This window comes from Veillonella parvula DSM 2008 (genome assembly GCF_000024945.1).
In the GTDB taxonomy this organism is placed as follows: domain Bacteria; phylum Bacillota; class Negativicutes; order Veillonellales; family Veillonellaceae; genus Veillonella; species Veillonella parvula.
The window spans coordinates 145602-164819 of sequence record NC_013520.1; the positions used below are offsets into that span (position 1 = coordinate 145602).

A 19218-nucleotide genomic window follows, 5' to 3' on the forward strand; every position below is an offset into this window, starting at 1 on the left:
ATACCCATATGGGTATATCTATCTAAGTATTACATTGATAGAATATAAATATAGCTATTTTGTGATAAAGAAGGCAGGTGATGTATTGTATCGATTAATACTACAGCGTTTGGCGAGTATTGTAGGTATTTTATTTGTTGTTACCATCGGTACATTTGTATTGATAAAATTATCTCCTATTGATCCCGTGTCGATGAAGTTTAATCTTGTAGGGGCTACACCAGATCCAGTTGTAGTTGCACAGATACGAGAGCAGTTAGGTCTCAATGACCCTTGGTGGCAACAATATATGCGTTGGCTTAGTCAAATTGTGCAAGGAGACTTTGGTGAGTCAATTCTGTATGCTTTACCAGTGGCGACCATTCTTGGCGGTGCCTTGCCTAATACCTTGGGGCTAGTATCCTTAGCTCTTGTTATGGGGATAGTGGTAACCATACCGCTCGGTATGTTATCTGCAAAGTATCAAGACTCATGGATTGATCATGGGGTTCGTCTCGTTACATTCCTAGCATTAGCAATCCCTGGGTTCTGGGTCGGTTTATTATTACTGTACTTATTCGGTGTTAAATTACAGCTAGTGTCGGTAACGAATACCAATGGCTTTTCTGCCTATGTATTGCCCGCGGTAACCCTTGCTTTATGGATATGTGGTCTCTACATTCGTCGATTGCGCAATGCTATTTTAGAAGTGTCGCGACAGCCCTTTGTACAGGGGGCGCGAGCATTGGGCTTGCCAGAATGGATGGTCTACACCCGTTACATATTCCCTCATGTGGGACTTATGTTGTTGCCTATGATGGGAGTAACTATGGGCGCTATGCTAGGTGGCTCTGCTGTTATTGAAACGGTATTCTCCATAAAAGGTATTGGTTACATGATGGTACAAGGCATTATGGCTCGCGATTATGTATTGATGCAAGGTTATATCATCTGGATTACTATGGTGTTTATCGTGATTAATATCATCATCGATGTATTGAGCATTTGGCTAAATCCAAAACGAAGAGCCGCTATAAAAGGAGGCTCCTATGAATAGACGAAAGCCTTACACTTTATACGCTATGTTGGTATTAGCAGCTCTATGGATTGTATTTTTCCTATGTGCTCCTTATATAGCACCCTTTGATCCTGAAACGACGAGTATCGCGGACCGCTTACAAGACATTAGTAGTACCCATCTATTAGGTACTGACCAACTCGGTCGTGATGTATGGTCTCGTATTCTGTACGGTGGTAAAGCCTCTTTAGGGATTGCTTTCACCATCATTGGCATTAGTGGGGCCATCGGTATCGCTATTGGTGGGTTAGCAGGATTCTCTACACCTAGCATTGACCGTTGGTTATCTCGCTTGATTGATTTGGTACTAGGATTCCCGAACATGGTGATTGCCATTGCTTTCATCGGTATTATGGGACCTAGCATAACGAATGTAATCATTTCCTTATGTATTACGAAATGGGCAGAGTACGCCCGCATCACTAGGGGCCTCGTACAGATTGAACGCCATGCGGAGTACATTACCTTTGCTCGTATGTCAGGTGCTTCAAATCTACGAATTCTGTGGCGCTATATTCTGCCGAATGTATTGCCACCGTTGGTGATCGTTATTATTCAACATTTAGGGGACGCCATCATTTTGGTAGCCAGTTTTTCGCTCATCGGCATCGGTGTGCAACCGCCGGATCCGGAGTGGGGCGCGATCCTGTTGAGCTCCCGCGATTTTCTACAAACCGCGCCGTGGCTGCTAATTTACCCGGGACTCGCTATTTTTATTACCGTTGTTTTATTTAACTATATTGGTGATGCGTTGCGCGATGCCCTCGATGTATCTCGTTAACCGTGTTGTGTATAGATTTTTTATGGTGAAAGCCTCAACGAGGCAATGTATTTTAAAGGAGATATTATGAAACGTTGGTTGTTAGCATGTTTGTCCATGCTATGCATGGTGGCTCTCTTGGTTGGCTGTGGCAATGATACTGCTAAAGACAGCAAACAAGGTAAGCATATGAATGTTGGTTTGTATTGGTTTGGTGAAACATTAGACCCAACTCACGAATGGGATGCGTGGACATTGACACGTATCGGTGCAGGTGAAACCTTAGCCGTTGTTACACCGGATATGAAATTTGCCCCACAATTGGTAGATTCTTGGGAAAATGTAGACCCTACAACATGGAAATTCCACATCCGTGAAAACGTAAAATTCCACAATGGTACTCCGATGACACCTCAAAAGGTAAAAGAGTCCATTGAGTATACGATGAAACAAAGTGCTCGTTCCGCTAAAGCCGTTAAAATCGAGTCCATCACAGTAGATGGTCAAAACTTAATCATTAAAACTACAGAGCCTAATGGTTCCTTGTTATCTAGCTTGACTGAACCTGCTTTCGTTATCATGGATACTGCAGATCTTAAAGACGTAGCATCTAAACCAGTTCTTACAGGCCCTTATAAAATCACTGCTTTCAAAAAAGGTGAAACAATTGAACTTGCAGCCTTCGCAGATTACTGGGGTGGCAAACCAGGTCTTGATACTGTAACCGTAAAAGACATCGAAGATAACAACAAACGCGCTATGGCGTTACAATCTAAAGACGTTGATGTAATCCAAAAAGTGGACTCTGCTAACCGTAGCTTGTTCAAAGATGGCTTCAACATTCAAGATGTTGCTGGCGTTCGTGTGTTTATGTTGAAAGCAAACCACACAGAAGCATCTCCATTACATGATAAAGCTGTGCGTTCCGCTATTGCTCATATCATTAACTATGACTCCATGGCAAAAATTATTGGTAACGGTTCCACACCAGGGGCGGCACCATTCCCGCCATCTGCCAACTTAGGCTATGATGCGATTGCTAATAAACCGATGACAGATGTAGCAAAAGCTGACCAAATCTTGACTCAAGCTGGTTACGCTAAAAATGCAAATGGCATGTACGCAAAGGGCGGTAAAGAATTAGCTGTTACTATTGCTATTTGGGGGAAAGATACAAGCTTATACGAAGAAATTCAACAAGAATTGAAAAAAGCTGGTATTGCTGTAACTCTTAAGAAATTACAAAGCCCTGATGAAGTAGATACACTTGGTACAGATGGTTTCGATTTAGTAGAACGCAATGTAGTGACTATGTCTACAAACGATCCTTACTGGTTCCTCAGCTTATTCTACAAAACTGGTGCGAAAGCAAACGTTGGCGGCTACACTAATCCTCAAGTAGATGCGTTAATCGACCAATTGTCTGTAACATTTGATCAAAACGAACGCTCTAATATTGCAAAACAAGCGCAACAATTATTAGTGGATGATGTAGCAGATATCTACTTGTTGTACCCAAGTGCAACGGTTGTATCTACTACAAAAGTTAAAAATGTACCAGTACATCCTATCGATTACTACTTATTAACAAAGGATTCTACTATTGAATAAATCTGATTGTATCGTATTTGATAAGGTTACAATTTCATACGGTGCGGAGCAAGCGGTACGCGATGTATCCTTCTCCGTGCCCAATGGTGAGGTCTTTGCCATCGTTGGTGAAAGCGGATCTGGTAAATCTACGTTAGTTCGTGCCGCCTTTGGCATGTTGAAACAAGCTAACATTAGCGGCCAAATTTTGCTAAACGGCACCGATGTTTCTACATTGAGTGATAGCGATTGGCGACAATTGCGGGGCACAAAGATTTCCATGATCTTTCAAAATCCCAGTGCCTATCTAAACCCAAATCGCACCGTAGAAAATCACTTCAAAGATTTATTCCGTGCTCATGGTGAAAGCTACGAGGTCAGTCGAGTGATAGATATGTTTAATCTTGTTCACTTAACTGATGGAGTGCGTATCTTGCAGTCCTATCCGTTTCAGTTGAGCGGTGGCATGCAACAACGGTTAGCAATAGCTTTGAGCCTCATTTTGAAGCCGAGTATCGTATTTGCTGACGAACCAACTAGTGCCTTAGATATGCTTGTGCAAGCCTCTGTATTGGACCTTATGAAAGAGGTAACACAGGCTCTTGGGGCAACGGTGATTATCGTAACTCATAATATCAAGGCGGCGGCGCGCATTGCCAACAGCATCGGTGTTATGAATAAGGGGCAACTCGTTGAAGTGGGATCCACTGAAGAGGTCATGGCCCAGCCAAAGGATGAGTATACTCGCATCTTGTTAGATTCCGTAATGAAAGTGGTGTAGTATGATTCAACTCGAGAATATATGTAAACAATATACGAACCACAATCATACGGTCCGCGCCGTTGATAACGTATCCTTTTCTGTAGCGGAGAATGAACGGGTAGGTATTGCTGGTGGTAGTGGTTCTGGTAAAAGTACGCTGCTTAGGCTGATTGCTATGCTAGAAAAACCTACATCTGGCACCTTGCGACTCTTTGGTGAGGAAATCCATTCCATTCAAAATCATACAGAAATATATCGTTCCATGCAGATGATGTTCCAAAATCCCTTGGCGGTAATTCCGCCGCGGATGAACTTGGAAGCATTTCTCTTAGAGCCGTATATCAACTATGGTCTCATGGATATAGCGGCAGCAAAGGAAGATATTCGTAAATGGATGCAACGGGTAGACTTACCAGAAAATACGGTTCATAAATACCCTCACGAAGTCAGTGGTGGTCAACTGCAACGTGTTGTATTGGCACGGCTCATGCTGATGAAGCCGAAACTGGTACTCTTTGACGAACCTACATCAGCCCTTGATGCGGTGAACCAAAAGCTGGTGCTAGACCTATTACAAAAACTCCATAGGGAACAACCCTTTGGCTACGTATTCGTCAGCCATGATATTGGACTTTTACAAGCCGTAACAGACCGAATCATCGTTATGAAAGATGGACAAATCGTAGAAACTATCGAATCAAAACGACTTAAAGAAGCGGTACACCCATATACAAAAGCGCTTGTCAGTGCTGGAGAATAAAGAAGGCCCCTGTTATACAGGGGCTTTTTTATACGTATAATCAATAAATTATACGATTTTAACTATAAGTAAAATTATAATAGTATATTATGGTATGATATTTTATGAATAAAAGGAGGTATATATGAGTGGGAGTATTATGGCATTGATAAATTTAGTTAGAAAACGATTTGATTTATTTACAAAGATTTTTGTTTTACTTTTTTGGTTATGTTTGTTTGCTGATTACTTATATGCTTATTATGGAGTAAATATATTAGATTTTGAATCTATATTACCTCAAATAGTAAAAGTATTGCTAAAAAAAGTTGAGTTTATTCTTTATTGGCTAATCCCTTTTGTATGTAGCATACCAGGAATATTATTTTTGATACTACTTATAGCTTATATCCTAGAAGTTATAATAAAGCAATTAGATAAAAAAGAATACTTCATGAAATTATCTGAAGATTTTTATAAGTTGTTAAGCCATATGGAGTCATACTGTCAATTTATAAGTAATCAAAGTTTTGACTTATTACAATTATCAATAGTCTATATTCCTTTTATTGGAGGCGTATATTATATTCTTGCGATGTTTAATCATATAGGTGTTTTAATTTCTCCGGATTGGTATACTTCATCATTTGAAATCATCAATCCTATAAAGCACTTTATTTCTCTTAGCTGTTTACTTCCTAATATGACACATAAAGAATGGATTGAATTAGTATTCGTATTTAGTCGGAGCTTTATTTACGGATACTGTATATATTGGTTTTATATTAGTTTATATATCTCTATAAAAAAAGAACGTGAACTATTAAGAAAACGGAGTATAAGAGAGGAATAGCTGCTTGTGAATTAGAATTTTTTAGAACCGATGATAAATACATATTGTGAGATAAAGTATTTTGTAGAATATGTAAGTTAGTAGGTCAAATTAGTTATATAAAGGAATTATATTTAGTTCATCTACAAACACTAAAAGGAGATATTTTATGAATACCTTAGGGCGTTTTTATGATGCATTAAAGATTGCATTAGATATGTTGTTTTATAAAGATCAATACTTAATATTTAATGAAACTGATAATCATGTAAGTGAGTTGTCCATTTCACATAAGATTGGGCACTATTTATCATTATGTATAGATGAGTATGATGTAGACTGTGAATATAACCGGGATTTAGCTGATTCTAAAAAGAATAAGGCTAATGAGTTGATAAGGCCAGATATTATCGTGCATAGACGTGGATGTAATAGTAGCAATTTTGTCGTTATAGAAGTAAAACCTTGGTGGAATGATAATGCGGAGGAGGATATCAAAAAATTAGCTGAAATGACAGAAGAAAATGGAAGGTTTGAATATGATTATGGGTGTAGTATAATTATCACAAAAAATAGATACGATGTTACTGCAACCATATTATCTAAGGGGGATATTATAGAACGTAATATCAAGATATAACTCAAATAATATAAATAAAAATAGTTCCCTTAGGAGCTATTTTTATTTATATAAACTATTCAATTTCCGCTTTCAAATCAATTATATTTTTAGCTGCTACGCAGCTAGGGCAGTCACAGAATTCTGCGCCTTCTGCTTTGATGTCTTTAGCGTGTTGTAATAGGTTAGCTGCACCTTCTTCGCCAAGGATTTGTGTAGCGAGTTCAGAGCCTGCAAAGCCGATTGTTTCGTCGATAAGCGCAATATTTTGTTCTGCTACGGGTACGAGTTGTTTCGTGAGTTCTTCTTGCTTAGGAGTACCTTCTGCATCAATCCAAGACTGAGCGAATTCTTTTACTTTAGGATTGCTTTGTGGTGCATCTAATAATGCTTGAACTAGTTGTGTTAATTGTGTATGTGTCATGATTATTTCCTCCATATAATTACTAACTATAGTTTTGGAATAGTGCATTTAGTATCATATGAGCACCTGTTCCTTTTGTTGAGTTCATTATAGCACCAACAATAATTTTGAATAGTAGAATGATTTGCGATAGATACTATCAAATGTGATAGATTTGTGATGATAACTGATTTAAATTTTAGTGATATAATTAACTTACCATATGTAGTTTGTTTACAGGGGAATGTATCATGAAAAAGGTTGTATGTGTGTTAGCTACGTTAGCTTTTATAGGTTCTATTAATCTTGTGTCCGCAGATGATTTGACGAGATTCCGTCTTAATGGTAATTCGATTTATGACCAGCCTTATGGGGATCGTAATGAGTTTCCTTGTCCAGATAGACTTGGAAGTTGCAGCATGACTGATGAGGATTATAGAAGTACTCGTAAAGGTCAATCGCTAGAGGTGTTTGATACCATATATGAAGCTAAGCAACATTTGAACTTTAAACCGCAGTTGCCAAATGGCGTAGAAGGGTTACATGCTATACATGTGGCTGTTGTAGATCATGATGTACTACAAGTGGTGTATGCTTATCATGAGCTTTTAAAAGGAAAATACTTTGACCGTGTAGATGATATGCCAAAGTATATTAAATATCGCGTATCTGCAGTATCTGGTAATATTGCAGGTGATTATAAGGATTACGTGCCTCAGAAAACAGAGGTTGTAAATGGCATGACCGTGACCTATAGAATGGTAGATGACTCTGTTTACTTAACATCTTGGGAACATGAAGGACAAAATCATGTGTTCTTATTTAATGAGCCAGTTTCTGTTGAGCGGGCTAGGGAAATGATTAACAGTGTAAAATATTGAAAAAACACTAAAGGTGTAGTATATTATAGGTAGGCAATTGATAGTTGTGCAATTAACTACAAAATCCCCCGGAGCGGCAACTCCGAGGGATTTTTTACATTATTACGCTAATGTTAGAGCGTTGGGCTAGTTGCTAAATAAAAGGGCTAGGAAAGCGTCTAACCACTTGCAAATGTAGTAGGCGATTACATTTACCATGACGGCTAGCCAAAATTGATAGTTGTTGTGCAATAACTACACCCCCTTTCTGTTGCCAGATTAGGGTTAGCAACACTTATAGTATAGCAAAATACTCTTTACACAAATAGCGATATACAGTCCTCTTTGTTGTGATTGATATTAAAAATAATGGAGTTTATATGAACGCAGAAAATTATAAGATTTCAAAGCTACCATATATAGAAAATGGTAGTAATGAAATTATGGAAAAGTACCAAATACGCACGCAATATGAAACGGAACCACCTCATGGGGATGCTATATACTCTATTGCTATAAAAAATAAGGTATTGCCATTTTGGATTTATGGTAGAGATGTTACTTTCATAGGTAGTAGCATGGTTATGGTGGAATCTGTACAATGTAAAACGTGGGATCCCATAGAAACTATCATTATTGATTTAGAGAATGAAGTGTATGCTAATTTAAGGGAATGGTATACAGATATTTCATTTGTTAGTGAACGCATTGAGCTAACGAACCAAGTGGTAAAGAAGAAGAAACTCATTATGAATGATTTTGATAGTTTAGAGTGGACTAACTACTAACGATGAGCTTTATGAAATCATATTCATTTTATTTTAATTGACATAAGTCTATAGAATACAGTACAATACCCTTATATCTTAAATCAAGCGATGAACGGGTATAAAGGTTTACAAATCCTGCTTTCAGAGAGTTGCCGGCTGGTGCGAGGCAATAGAGGTTGTACGCTGACACTCTCCCGTGAGCTTCGGTGGCGAACGTCAGTAGTCATCGACGGTGGTTCCGTTATACCCGAAACGAGTCCCAATTAGGGTGGTACCGTGTTATGAATATAACGCCCCTTTGAGCAACGACGGTTGTTCTGAGGGGCTTTTTTATTTGTGAAAGTCTAGTAAATCACTGATTATATATGGTGTCGACATTGGCGATTTTACAAACTTTCACCATGGATAGATATAATAAGTGTTATGTTTTATGAGGATAGAAAAGGTGGCTATTATGGAACAGAATCGCGTATATTTCTTCGATACAACCCTTCGTGATGGGGAACAAACACCAGGTGTATCTTTACAAACTCCTGAAAAAATTGAAATTGCGAAAGGCCTAGTACGCCTCGGCATCGACGTAATCGAGGCTGGCTTCCCAGCAGCATCCCCTGGAGATTTTGAAGCAGTACAAACGATTGCACGCGAAGTGAAAGGCGCAACAATTTGTGCGTTGGCACGTGCTAATGAAAAGGACGTACAAAAAGCGATTGATGCATTGAAAGATGCGGAACGTAGCCGTTTGCATGTATTCATTGCTATTTCCGAACTTCATATGGAATATAAATTAAAAATGACTCGCCAAGAGGTATTGGATAAGGTTAAATCCGTATTGGCATATGCAAAAGGTAAGGTCGATGAAATCGAGTTCTCTGGTGAAGATGCGGCACGCTCTGATTTAGATTTCGCATGCCAAGTATTTGGTGTTGCCATTGCTGGTGGTGCAACAATTATTAATGTACCAGACACAGTAGGTTACATGAACCCTAATGAGTTCGGTGATAAAATCCGCTATATTAAAGAACATACACCAGGCATTGAAAATGCAATTATCTCCGTTCACTGTCATGATGACTTAGGTCTTGCTAATGCAAATACGTTAGCTGCTATTAAAGCAGGTGCACGCCAAGTAGAAGGCACAATTAATGGCCTAGGTGAACGTGCAGGTAATGTAGCAATTGAAGAGGTTGTCATGGCTCTTAAAACACGCCATGATTATTTCGGTGATCTTCAAGTGAACATCGATACAAAACAATTTACGAAAGTATCTAAACTTGTGAGCCGTTTAACAGGTGTTGTAGTTCCTCCAAATAAACCGATCGTGGGTTCCAATGCCTTTGCTCATGAATCTGGTATTCACCAACATGGTATGATGAGCAACCCTGAAACCTATGAAATCATGACTCCTGAGTCCGTAGGGGCTGAAAAAACAGATCTCGTATTGGGCAAACACTCTGGTCGTCATGCCTTTGCCGATCATTTGGCAAAACTTGGTTTCCAATCTTTCACTGAGGAAAAAATCAACGATCTTTTCGCTAAGTTTAAAGAGTTGGCAGACCGCAAAAAACAAGTATACGATGATGATATCGTAGCCCTTGTTGTAGATAATCTTCACCACAAAAAAGCATTCGAGCTCGTGGCTCAATACTATAAATTGGGTGAAAAAGGCTATGCCTATGCTGACGTTCGTCTCATGACTCCAGAAGGTGAAAAAGCTGATGCTGCTGTTGGTGACGGTCCAGTAGACGCGTCCCTTAAAGCGGTTGAACGTGTGGTTGGCTTGCCAATTAGCTTGAAAGATTACCAAATCCGCGCTATCACAGCCGGTAAAGATGCCCTTGGGGAAGCAACCCTCAAGGTAGAATACAACGGTCGCTTGTACCATGGTCGTGGTATCAGCACAGATATCGTTAAATCAAGTGTAAATGCATATATTAATGCAGTTAACTCAGTATTCCTAGCTATGGAGCTAGAACAACAGGAGGAAGAATAATATGGGTATGACCATTACTGAAAAGAATATGGCTCATCACGCGGGTCTTGATGTCGTTAAACCGGGACAAATCATCGAATGTCAGTTGGATGCGGTATTGATGAACGACATCACATTCCCACCGGCGCGTAAAGAGTTCTTAAAAATCGGCAAACCTGTATTTGACCGTCATAAAATCTACTTGGTGCCGGATCATTTCACACCAAATAAAGATATTCAATCCGCTACACAAGCGAAAGTAATGCGCGACTTCGTGCGCGAACATGGCATTACAAACTACTTTGAAGTCGGTAGAATGGGTATTGAGCACGTTATTTTGCCAGAAAAAGGCCTTATCGGTCCCGGGGAAATGATGATCGGTGCTGACTCCCACACTTGTACATATGGTGCGGTAAATGCATTCTCCACAGGCGTAGGCTCCACTGATGCGGGCGTTGCTATGGCAGAAGGTAAAACTTGGTTCAAAGTACCTGAAACAATTAAGGTTGAGCTTATCGGCAAACCTAACAAATGGGTAACTGGTAAGGACGTAATTCTTGATTTAATCGGTCAAATCGGCGTAGATGGCGCTCGTTACATGGCCCTTGAATTTGCCGGTGAAGGCGTACAACACATGACTATGGCTGACCGCCTTACCATCTGTAACATGGCTATCGAAGCGGGCGGTAAATGTGGTGTATTCCCTTATGATGCAATTACTGAAGAATACATCAAAGGCCGCGTAAATCGTCCTGTTGAGCCAATCGCTCCAGATGCTGATGCGGTATATGCTCAAACTATTACCATCGACTTGTCCAAATTGCAACCAGTGGTAGCGTTCCCTCATTTGCCATCCAACACACATTACATCAACGAAATCGACAAAGATATTAAAATTGATCAAGTTATCATCGGTTCCTGTACAAATGGCCGTTACGAAGATTTGGTGGCAGCTGCAGAAATCTTCAAAGGTCGCAAAGTAGCTCCATTCGTTCGTTGTATCGTAATTCCTGGTTCCCAAGATGTATACGATCAAGCTATGAAAGATGGTTTATTGGACATCTTCATTCAAGCTGACTGCGCTGTGTCCACTCCAACATGTGGTCCGTGTCTTGGCGGTTACATGGGTATCATGGCTGAAGGGGAACGCACCGTTTCCACGACAAATCGTAACTTCCGTGGTCGTATGGGGCACGTTGATTCTGAGGTATACTTGGCAAGCCCATACGTGGCGGCAGCAAGTGCTGTATTAGGCCGCATTGCAGGCCCTGAGGAGGTTTAATATGGATTTTGAAAGCAAAAAAATCTGGCGCTACGGTGACGATGTAGACACAGACGTAATCATTCCAGCTCGTTACTTGGCGATTGCTGACTGGAACGAATTGGCCGAACATGCGATGGAAGATATTGATACGACGTTCGCTCCTAATGTGAAAGCTGGCGAAATCATGGTAGCTGGTAAAAACTTTGGTTGTGGTTCTTCTCGTGAACATGCACCAGGCGTTATTAAAGCTAAAGGCGTGCCTGTTATCATTGCACACTCCTTTGCACGCATCTTCTTCCGTAATGCTATCAATATCGGTTTACCAGTTGTGGAAATCGGTGAACAAGTAGATCGCATTGACGCTGGTGATGCGATTGGAGTAGACTTGTCTAAAGGTATCGTGTACAACTTGACTAAAAACGAACAATACCAAGGGACTGAGTTGCCACAATTCATTCAAGATATTGCGGCAGCTGGCGGTCTTGTAAGTTTTGCTAAAAACCGTAAGTAGCAGGATGAAACGAAACACGTATCTCAAGCCTCCAAAGCGAGCTAAGTCGGTTTCGACACGTGTTTCGTTTCCAATCATTCTACTTTTGTGTAGCAAAACTTAAAATTCCTCTAGCTAACAATATTTGAATGGATTTGTGGCAGAGGGGGAATGAGGAGCGAGCTAAGTCGGTCTCAAGGCATATGCCAGCTCTTGTCCCATTAAGTTCTATTGCGATTTCTTCGCAAAGGACACTGGGGGAAGAGCATGAGGTTTACAATCTTTTACTATATGGAGAGGTAAGATGAGCGAAAAGTGTATCGTATTGATTCCTGGTGATGGTATCGGTACTGAGATTATTGCGGCAGCGAAGGCTGTGTGTGGTGTGGCTTTTGAGAAAGCCGGTGTAAAGGTTAATTGGATTGATAAGAAAGCGGGCGGTGCGTCTATCGATGCGTATGGTGTGCCTTTGACTGAGGATACGATTGAGGCTTGTAAAGCGGCTGATGCTGTATTGCTCGGTGCTGTAGGCGGTCCTAAATGGGATAATGTCGATCCTTCTATCCGTCCTGAGAAAGCAATTCTAGGTCTTCGTAAGGAGCTTGGTTTGTTCTGTAATTTGCGTCCTGTAAAAATCTATCCATCCTTGCAAGAGTATTCTCCACTTAAAAAGGAACTCGTGCAAGATGTAGATTTCGTTATCGTTCGTGAGTTAACTGGCGGTATTTACTTCGGTGAACGGGAAGAGGCACAAGGTGAAGGTGCTAACGAGTTCGCTTGGGATAAAGAAACGTACAGCCGTTATGAAGTAGAGCGCATCATGGACATCGCTATGGAAACAGCTCGTAAACGTAACAAAAAGGTTGTATCCGTAGATAAAGCAAATGTATTGGCTTCTTCTCGTTTATGGCGTAAAATCGCTCAAGAGAAAGCCGCTGCTAATCCGGATATCGCAACAGATTACCTTTATGTAGATAATACAGCAATGCAACTCGTTGTAAATCCTGCACAGTTTGACGTTATCGTTACAACGAACTTATTTGGCGATATCTTGTCCGACGAAGGTGCTGTTATCTCTGGTTCCATCGGGCTTTTACCATCTGCATCCATGGGTACAGGTACTGCATTGTACGAGCCAATCCACGGATCCGCACCGGACATCATGGGCAAAAACTTGGCGAATCCGTTGGGTACAATCTTGTCCGCTGCGATGATGTGCCGTCATTCCCTTGATTTACCTCAAGTGGCTGACGCTATTGAAAGTGCTGTAGAACAAGTGCTCGTTGATGGTTACCGTACTGGCGATATCTACCGTGAAGGTTTGAAACGGGTAGGTACAACAGAAATGGCGCAAGCCGTAATTGAACGTTTATAAAAGTAATGAATTAAGATTTCTGAAAGTTATTAACGTGAGTTACGTCATTTTTAAAATCGTATTATAAGCGTTAAGATATAGGTATTATAATATATTTGTCCAATTAAATAAGAGGGGGTTGTAAGGCCCTCTCTTTTTTGTAGGACACTAGCGGTATACGTAGTTGTTCTTCATATATTAGAGTGCTATATTGGTAGATGAATGGCAAAATATTCTTTAAGGAGGCCTTTATGAATTCTTCAATGTATCGAAATTTAACCATTACTGCTTTATTGATGGCATTAGCCATCATGATTCCTATCGTGATGCCTTTGAAAGTTGTGATCCCACCGGCATCGTATACATTGGCGAGTCATGTTCCTATATTCTTAGCTATGTTCTTATCTAGAAAGATGGCAGCTTGTGTCGTGATAGGTTCTACGCTCGGCTTCTTTGTAGCAGGGTTCCCACTTGTTATCGTTATGCGCGCTGCATCTCATATCATCTTTGCCTTGATGGGGGCTTACTATATTAAACATCATCCAGGCGTATTAACAGGGGCTCTATCCTTTGTTGCGTTTAACCTTGCTTGTGCTATCGTTCACGCTATTGGTGAGGTACTAGCATGCCTATTGTTCTATACTACCACTACGATGCCAAACATTGATCTCATCTACGTTGTATTTGTTCTTGTAGGTGGCGGTACCATCGTTCATAGCTTGGTTGATGGATATATTGCATTATATATCTATAAAGCTATCCCTGGACTATCTAAATCGGGTAATAAATAATCATATAATTACATATACTCGTAACCACTCATGGGAAATCGATGTGTACTAATGTACGGCATGTGATTACCTATGAGTGGTTTTTATAATAATTCTCAAAACTGTACCTACAGGTACAGACTTAATTGTGTGATATCGATATAATAAAACTATAGTTAATGACCGATTTATGTTGTATCCATTGATATAACATTTGGCCATATATTTGGTATTATCGGTGAAAGTTGCTTCTATCATTCGTGTTTCTATATAGGTTCATTAAAAAATCTGAGTTAAGCACATCAACTTTCACAGAACATGGAGGTTATTATGAGAAAGCACATTAAAAACAATGTTTCTTGGGTTGGCAAAATCGACTGGGAATTGCAAGAGTTTCACGGTTCTGACTACAGCATTAATAATGGTTCTAGCCAAAATGCCTATTTGATTGAAGAGGAGAAGACTGTCCTCATCGATACTGTGTGGAAACCTCATTCCTCTGAGTTCATTGATAATTTGGAATCTGAAATCGATTTGAATAAGATTGATTTCATCGTATGTAATCACGGCGAAGTGGATCATAGCGGTTCCTTGCCTGTATTGATGGAAAAAATCCCTAATACACCTATTTATTGTACAGAAAATGCTGTTAAGTCCTTGGTCGGCCAATATCATCATCCAGAATGGAACTTTAAAACTGTTAAAACAGGAGATTCCGTAGATATCGGGAACGGTAAATCTTTGGTATTCGTAGAAATGCGCATGCTTCACTGGCCTGATTCCATGGCGACTTATATGACAGGGGATAATATCTTGTTCTCCAACGATGCATTCGGTCAACATTTTGCCGTAGAAGAACTATGGGTGGATAAGGCCGATCAATGCCGTCTATGGGAAGAGGCGATGAAATATTACGCTAATATCTTGAATCCATTCTCTCCATTGGTAAAAGCTAAAGTCGAAGAAATTCAAAAGCTTAACTTGCCAATCGATATCATCGCTACTAGTCATGGTGCGATTTGGCGTGAAAATCCAATGCAAATCGTAGAAAAATACTATGAATGGTCTCAAGCGTACCAAGAGGATCAAATCACAATAGTATATGACACTATGTGGGATGGCACTAAGAAATTGGCCCATAAGATTGCTGAAGAAATTGCGAAACAATCCCCTGATACACGTGTTAAGATTTTCAATATTAGTAAAACCAATAAAAATGACATCATGACAGAAGTCTTTAAGTCTAAAGCTATTGCTGTAGGGTCCCCAACAGTAGGTAATAGCGTATTATCTTCCGTAGCTGGTTGGCTTGATTTCTTGCGTGAGTTGAAATTTAAAAATAAAAAGGCTGCTGTATTTGGTACTTATGGCTGGTCTGGTGAATCTACAAAGGTACTCCGTGAAGAGTTGACTAAATACGGATTCTCTGTAGTAGAACCTGAAATCAAATGCAACTGGAATCCAGAAGAATCCGATTTTAATAAAGCAGAAGCACTTGTAAGTGCATTATTAGCATAATTACATATAATAAAGAATGATTCTTGTTATAAAGCCCCTATCTTCATGAAGAGGAGGGGGCTTTTTTTGAGCATATACATAAAATATTGGCCAATATAAATCATATTTGTCATGTTTATTCTCATAACATTCTCGTTATTGTCTTTTTGAGCATTGATTTGCATTGATAGATACTGCTACTATAGAAATATAAAATTATAATAAAATGAAAAGCTTTTGATTAAATATACAAAATAGTTTAATTCACATATAATTCATGAATTAAGTGTGAATGAGGTGTAATAAGGGTAAAAGGTATATTTTTCGTACTTATAAGGTGGTTATTTATTTATAAGTTATACAGTTTGTTACATGAGAAAAGTTTACAAAGTTGCGAAAAATTTAACTCATAAGGGAAAATAATGAGTAAAATTTATTTCCCTATAAAGCTAGGAATAAAGCGGATTCTGATAGGTATAAAAACTTGTTAATTTAATTTGTGTTAGAAAAAAGGGTTGTGTATATCGTAAAACTTTGATATGCTATGCGGGTAATCGACAATATAAATTTTTCTTAAACTGATATAGGGGTATTTCTTTATGCTAATTTAGAATATTCACCTGTTCAGACCGAGGTGAGAGACGGAACATAGAGAGAATGAAAAATTGTATTGTAATTTGGATGATTTTTTAATTTAGTGAGGGTGTAAGATGAGAGAAATGAAACATTCCAAAAAATTAGCGTTTGCTGTATTGGCTGCTGTCACTGCTGTTGGTGCGAATGTTAATCCGGTAGACGCTGCTTCTGTTGTAATGGACAACACTAATGTTGTTACAGGTGCCAATAATGCAGTTGCGTATGGTAGCGGTAATACTGTAAAAGAATCTGATGCAAACTTCCGTGATCGTGATTACGAAAATGAGCCAGATGATGCTACAAAGAAAACTGGTGACTGGAAAAGTAATTCTGTCGCTATTGGTGTTAATAACACTGCAGCAGGCACCTCTGCATTAGCAATGGGTAATTCTTCCAAAGCGTTGATGAATGAATCTATTGCTATTGGTCATTCTGCTGAAGCACAACGTACATGGTCTACTGCTATTGGTACACGTGCAAAGGCTTCCGAAGTTCGCTCACAAGCTATTGGCTATGAAGCGTTAGCATCTGGCTATAAATCTAATGCGATTGGTTCTAGCGCACAAGCAACCAATAATCATTCTGTTGCTATGGGTTCCTCAGCTCTTGCATCTGGTGATCATGCTCAAGCATTTGGCGCTGGTGCACAGGCAACTAACGTGCGTTCTAATGCGTTTGGTTCTGATGCAAGTGCTACAGCTGACTATGCTCTTGCAATCGGTGATCATGCAAATGCAACACACTTAAACTCTATCGCTTTAGGTACAGGTTCCACTACAAGCGAAGCTACAGCACAAAGTAGTGCAACCATCGCTGGTCATACGTTCGGTGGCTTTGCTGGCGTAGGTTCTGCAGCTAATGGTTCCGTGTCCGTAGGTAAAGCTGGTGCTGAACGACAAATTAAAAATGTTGCGGCTGGGGAAATCTCCGCTACATCTACAGATGCTGTAAACGGTAGCCAATTATATTCCGTAGCTAATGATTTACAAACACAAATCAACAATTCCACACCTGGTCAAATTAATAACAATATTAAGAACTTGACTAATCGTGTTGGTACTGTTGAAAGACGGGTTAACAAAGTAGGTGCAGGTTCCGCTGCATTGGCTGCATTGCACCCATTGGATTTCAACCCAGATGATAAATGGACAATTGCTGCTGGTTATGGTCACTACCATAATGCTAACTCCGCTGCGTTGGGTGCATTCTACCGCCCTAACGAAGATACAATGTTCTCTGTTGGTGGTACTGTAGGTACTGGCGAAACTCAATTGAACGCGGGTGTATCTATTCGTCTTGGTAAACGTTCCCCTGAATCCCGTTCCCGCGTAGCTATGGGGCGTGAAATTGCTGAATTGAACGCACGTCTTCAAGATATGGAAAACAAATATAACAACTTGTTACAAATCTTGACTCCACATGCAATTGATCCAAGCAAAACTGCTGAATTCCCAGACGTTCCTCGCAACCACTGGGCTTACCAATATATTAGCCAATTGGCTGGTAATGGTATCCTTGTTGGCTACCCTGATGGCACATTCAAAGGCGATGTTAAGATGACTCGTTACGAATTCGCTACAATGTTGTATCGTGCACTTCAAAATGGTGCTCCTATTGACGAAAACATGAAACGTGCATTGAATGAATTCGGTCCTGAATTACAAAATATTCGTCTTAACCACTTCCGTGTTGATCGTATTTCTGGTGATGATAACGATCGTCATAAAACTGAACGTGTTCGCGTTAACAACGAACCTAAAAACGAACGTGACGTATACGGTTCCCGTATATACAATAATCAATAGGGTTAACTTTCTCTAGAGATTGTAAAAGCTCAAAACAGGATGTATCTTTTGATACATCCTGTTTTTTTGTCTAAATCTTTTTGTTTGTGGTATTGTGCTTATTTTATAAAAATACGTCAATCACGGTTAGAGAGAATAGAGTTTTTGATTGAGATTTTAATTGTATTGTGTTTATTTTTATACAAACACTCTTTCGGTTGAGAATTTGGATCTTTAATTTATTTGATACTTAGTATGGCTGAGGGTTGTTGTATATATTACATTATTGCATATAAGATTTCCTTTATAGATATTATGATTTCATATAATGTTTATGTAAATATATTGCAAATAAATACATATAGGTGTATAATTACTTTCACAAAGTGAATTAATATACGTAGTTTGTGAATAAAATATAGATATGAGGGAAAGACCATGAAAGAATTTAGACAATTAACAGTAGCAGACACAGCAGAATATCATAAGGTATTAATCGACGGTTATGCAGCTATAAAAGACTATCCTATTAGCTTCGACGCTATTGATTTTACGGAAGAGGAATCTAAGGAGTGGATTGAAAATTATCCTGTATACGGCTTGTATATTGATGGGCAATTAGTTAGTTCTATTACGTTTTGTATGCCTTGGGTGAAATACTCAACACCGGATAAATATCCGCATATTGCTCATTTTGTAACAGCACCAGCTTTCAAAGGCAAAGGATATGCACGGGAAGTCTTGGGCTATGCAGAGGAGCTTTTAAAAGAACAGTTTAAAACACATATTGTTACATTAGGAACGGCTAAGGAACATCCTTGGTTGCCTAAAATGTATGAATCCTTTGGATTTACTGCGTATGATAAGGTTCATTTTAGAGGAAAACAACATACTACTATATTATTCAAAAAAGAGTTAAATTAACTGAATAAAAGCCTTGTAATCTATCTTAGTGATTTGCGGGTACGGTTGTTGATCGTTGTCATTCACTAAAAATTAGATACAAGGCTTTTTCTTATGCAAGATTATTACTATTTGTTATATAATATATACATATA

At 39.4% G+C, this 19218-nt stretch carries 18 protein-coding genes and 1 other annotated feature; of the genes, 17 read left to right on the plus strand and 1 reads right to left on the minus strand.

Annotated features, from left to right (window positions below; all coding sequences use genetic code 11):
- The first annotated feature begins 85 nt into the window (after window positions 1–85).
- From VPAR_RS00425 to VPAR_RS00455, 7 genes are all read left to right on the plus strand, one after another.
- The gene (locus VPAR_RS00425; RefSeq protein WP_012863690.1) at window positions 86–1036 is read left to right on the plus strand and encodes an ABC transporter permease; all 951 of its coding nucleotides are present in this window, start codon (window positions 86–88) and stop codon (window positions 1034–1036) included.
- Window positions 1029–1838, plus strand: a complete 810-nt coding sequence (locus tag VPAR_RS00430) for an ABC transporter permease (protein WP_012863691.1) — start codon at window positions 1029–1031, stop codon at window positions 1836–1838. Before VPAR_RS00425 ends, VPAR_RS00430 begins: the two co-directional genes overlap by 8 nt.
- 66 nt (window positions 1839–1904) lie before the next feature.
- Window positions 1905–3428, plus strand: coding sequence for an ABC transporter substrate-binding protein (locus VPAR_RS00435; protein ID WP_012863692.1), 1524 nt, complete (start codon window positions 1905–1907; stop codon window positions 3426–3428).
- A complete protein-coding gene (locus VPAR_RS00440; RefSeq protein ID WP_012863693.1) occupies window positions 3421–4188 on the plus strand; it encodes an ABC transporter ATP-binding protein in 768 nt (255 codons plus the stop codon). Before VPAR_RS00435 ends, VPAR_RS00440 begins: the two co-directional genes overlap by 8 nt.
- 1 nt (window position 4189) lies before the next feature.
- Window positions 4190–4930 (plus strand): ABC transporter ATP-binding protein, encoded by a 741-nt coding sequence (locus VPAR_RS00445; RefSeq protein ID WP_012863694.1) that lies wholly within the window; start codon window positions 4190–4192, stop codon window positions 4928–4930.
- A gap of 124 nt (window positions 4931–5054) precedes the next feature.
- Window positions 5055–5762: a hypothetical protein gene (locus VPAR_RS00450; protein WP_012863695.1), complete on the plus strand. Its 708-nt coding sequence runs from the start codon at window positions 5055–5057 to the stop codon at window positions 5760–5762.
- 148 nt (window positions 5763–5910) lie between these two features.
- Complete coding sequence (locus VPAR_RS00455) at window positions 5911–6381, plus strand: hypothetical protein (protein ID WP_012863696.1); 471 nt, start codon at window positions 5911–5913, stop codon at window positions 6379–6381.
- A 55-nt stretch (window positions 6382–6436) separates the two neighbouring features.
- On the opposite strand, the gene VPAR_RS00460 is transcribed toward VPAR_RS00455, so the two are convergent.
- A complete protein-coding gene (locus VPAR_RS00460; protein ID WP_012863697.1) occupies window positions 6437–6784 on the minus strand; it encodes a hypothetical protein in 348 nt (115 codons plus the stop codon).
- A gap of 230 nt (window positions 6785–7014) precedes the next feature.
- Here VPAR_RS00460 and VPAR_RS00465 point away from each other — a divergent pair, with 230 nt between their 5' ends.
- From VPAR_RS00465 to VPAR_RS00510, 10 genes are all read left to right on the plus strand, one after another.
- Entirely contained in the window at window positions 7015–7644 is a 630-nt protein-coding gene (locus tag VPAR_RS00465; protein ID WP_012863698.1) for a hypothetical protein, read from the plus strand.
- 359 nt (window positions 7645–8003) lie between these two features.
- The gene (locus tag VPAR_RS00470; protein ID WP_012863699.1) at window positions 8004–8411 is read left to right on the plus strand and encodes a hypothetical protein; all 408 of its coding nucleotides are present in this window, start codon (window positions 8004–8006) and stop codon (window positions 8409–8411) included.
- A gap of 81 nt (window positions 8412–8492) precedes the next feature.
- Window positions 8493–8694 (plus strand) — a binding site (T-box leader).
- Window positions 8695–8847: 153 nt separating this feature from the next.
- Entirely contained in the window at window positions 8848–10386 is a 1539-nt protein-coding gene (locus tag VPAR_RS00475; protein ID WP_012863700.1) for a 2-isopropylmalate synthase, read from the plus strand.
- A 1-nt stretch (window position 10387) separates the two neighbouring features.
- The gene (gene leuC, locus VPAR_RS00480) at window positions 10388–11647 is read left to right on the plus strand and encodes a 3-isopropylmalate dehydratase large subunit (RefSeq protein ID WP_012863701.1); all 1260 of its coding nucleotides are present in this window, start codon (window positions 10388–10390) and stop codon (window positions 11645–11647) included.
- 1 nt (window position 11648) lies between these two features.
- Window positions 11649–12140 (plus strand): 3-isopropylmalate dehydratase small subunit, encoded by a 492-nt coding sequence (locus VPAR_RS00485; RefSeq protein WP_008603290.1) that lies wholly within the window; start codon window positions 11649–11651, stop codon window positions 12138–12140.
- Window positions 12141–12423: 283 nt separating this feature from the next.
- Window positions 12424–13494, plus strand: coding sequence for a 3-isopropylmalate dehydrogenase (leuB, locus tag VPAR_RS00490; RefSeq protein ID WP_012863702.1), 1071 nt, complete (start codon window positions 12424–12426; stop codon window positions 13492–13494).
- Between the two features lie 230 nt (window positions 13495–13724).
- Complete coding sequence (locus VPAR_RS00495) at window positions 13725–14264, plus strand: hypothetical protein (protein ID WP_012863703.1); 540 nt, start codon at window positions 13725–13727, stop codon at window positions 14262–14264.
- A gap of 309 nt (window positions 14265–14573) precedes the next feature.
- Window positions 14574–15761 (plus strand): oxygen-binding di-iron domain-containing protein, encoded by a 1188-nt coding sequence (locus VPAR_RS00500; RefSeq protein ID WP_012863704.1) that lies wholly within the window; start codon window positions 14574–14576, stop codon window positions 15759–15761.
- 689 nt (window positions 15762–16450) lie between these two features.
- Window positions 16451–18181, plus strand: a complete 1731-nt coding sequence (locus VPAR_RS00505) for an S-layer homology domain-containing protein (RefSeq protein ID WP_012863705.1) — start codon at window positions 16451–16453, stop codon at window positions 18179–18181.
- A 417-nt stretch (window positions 18182–18598) separates the two neighbouring features.
- Window positions 18599–19084: a GNAT family N-acetyltransferase gene (locus VPAR_RS00510; protein ID WP_004694271.1), complete on the plus strand. Its 486-nt coding sequence runs from the start codon at window positions 18599–18601 to the stop codon at window positions 19082–19084.
- The last annotated feature ends 134 nt before the right edge of the window (window positions 19085–19218 follow it).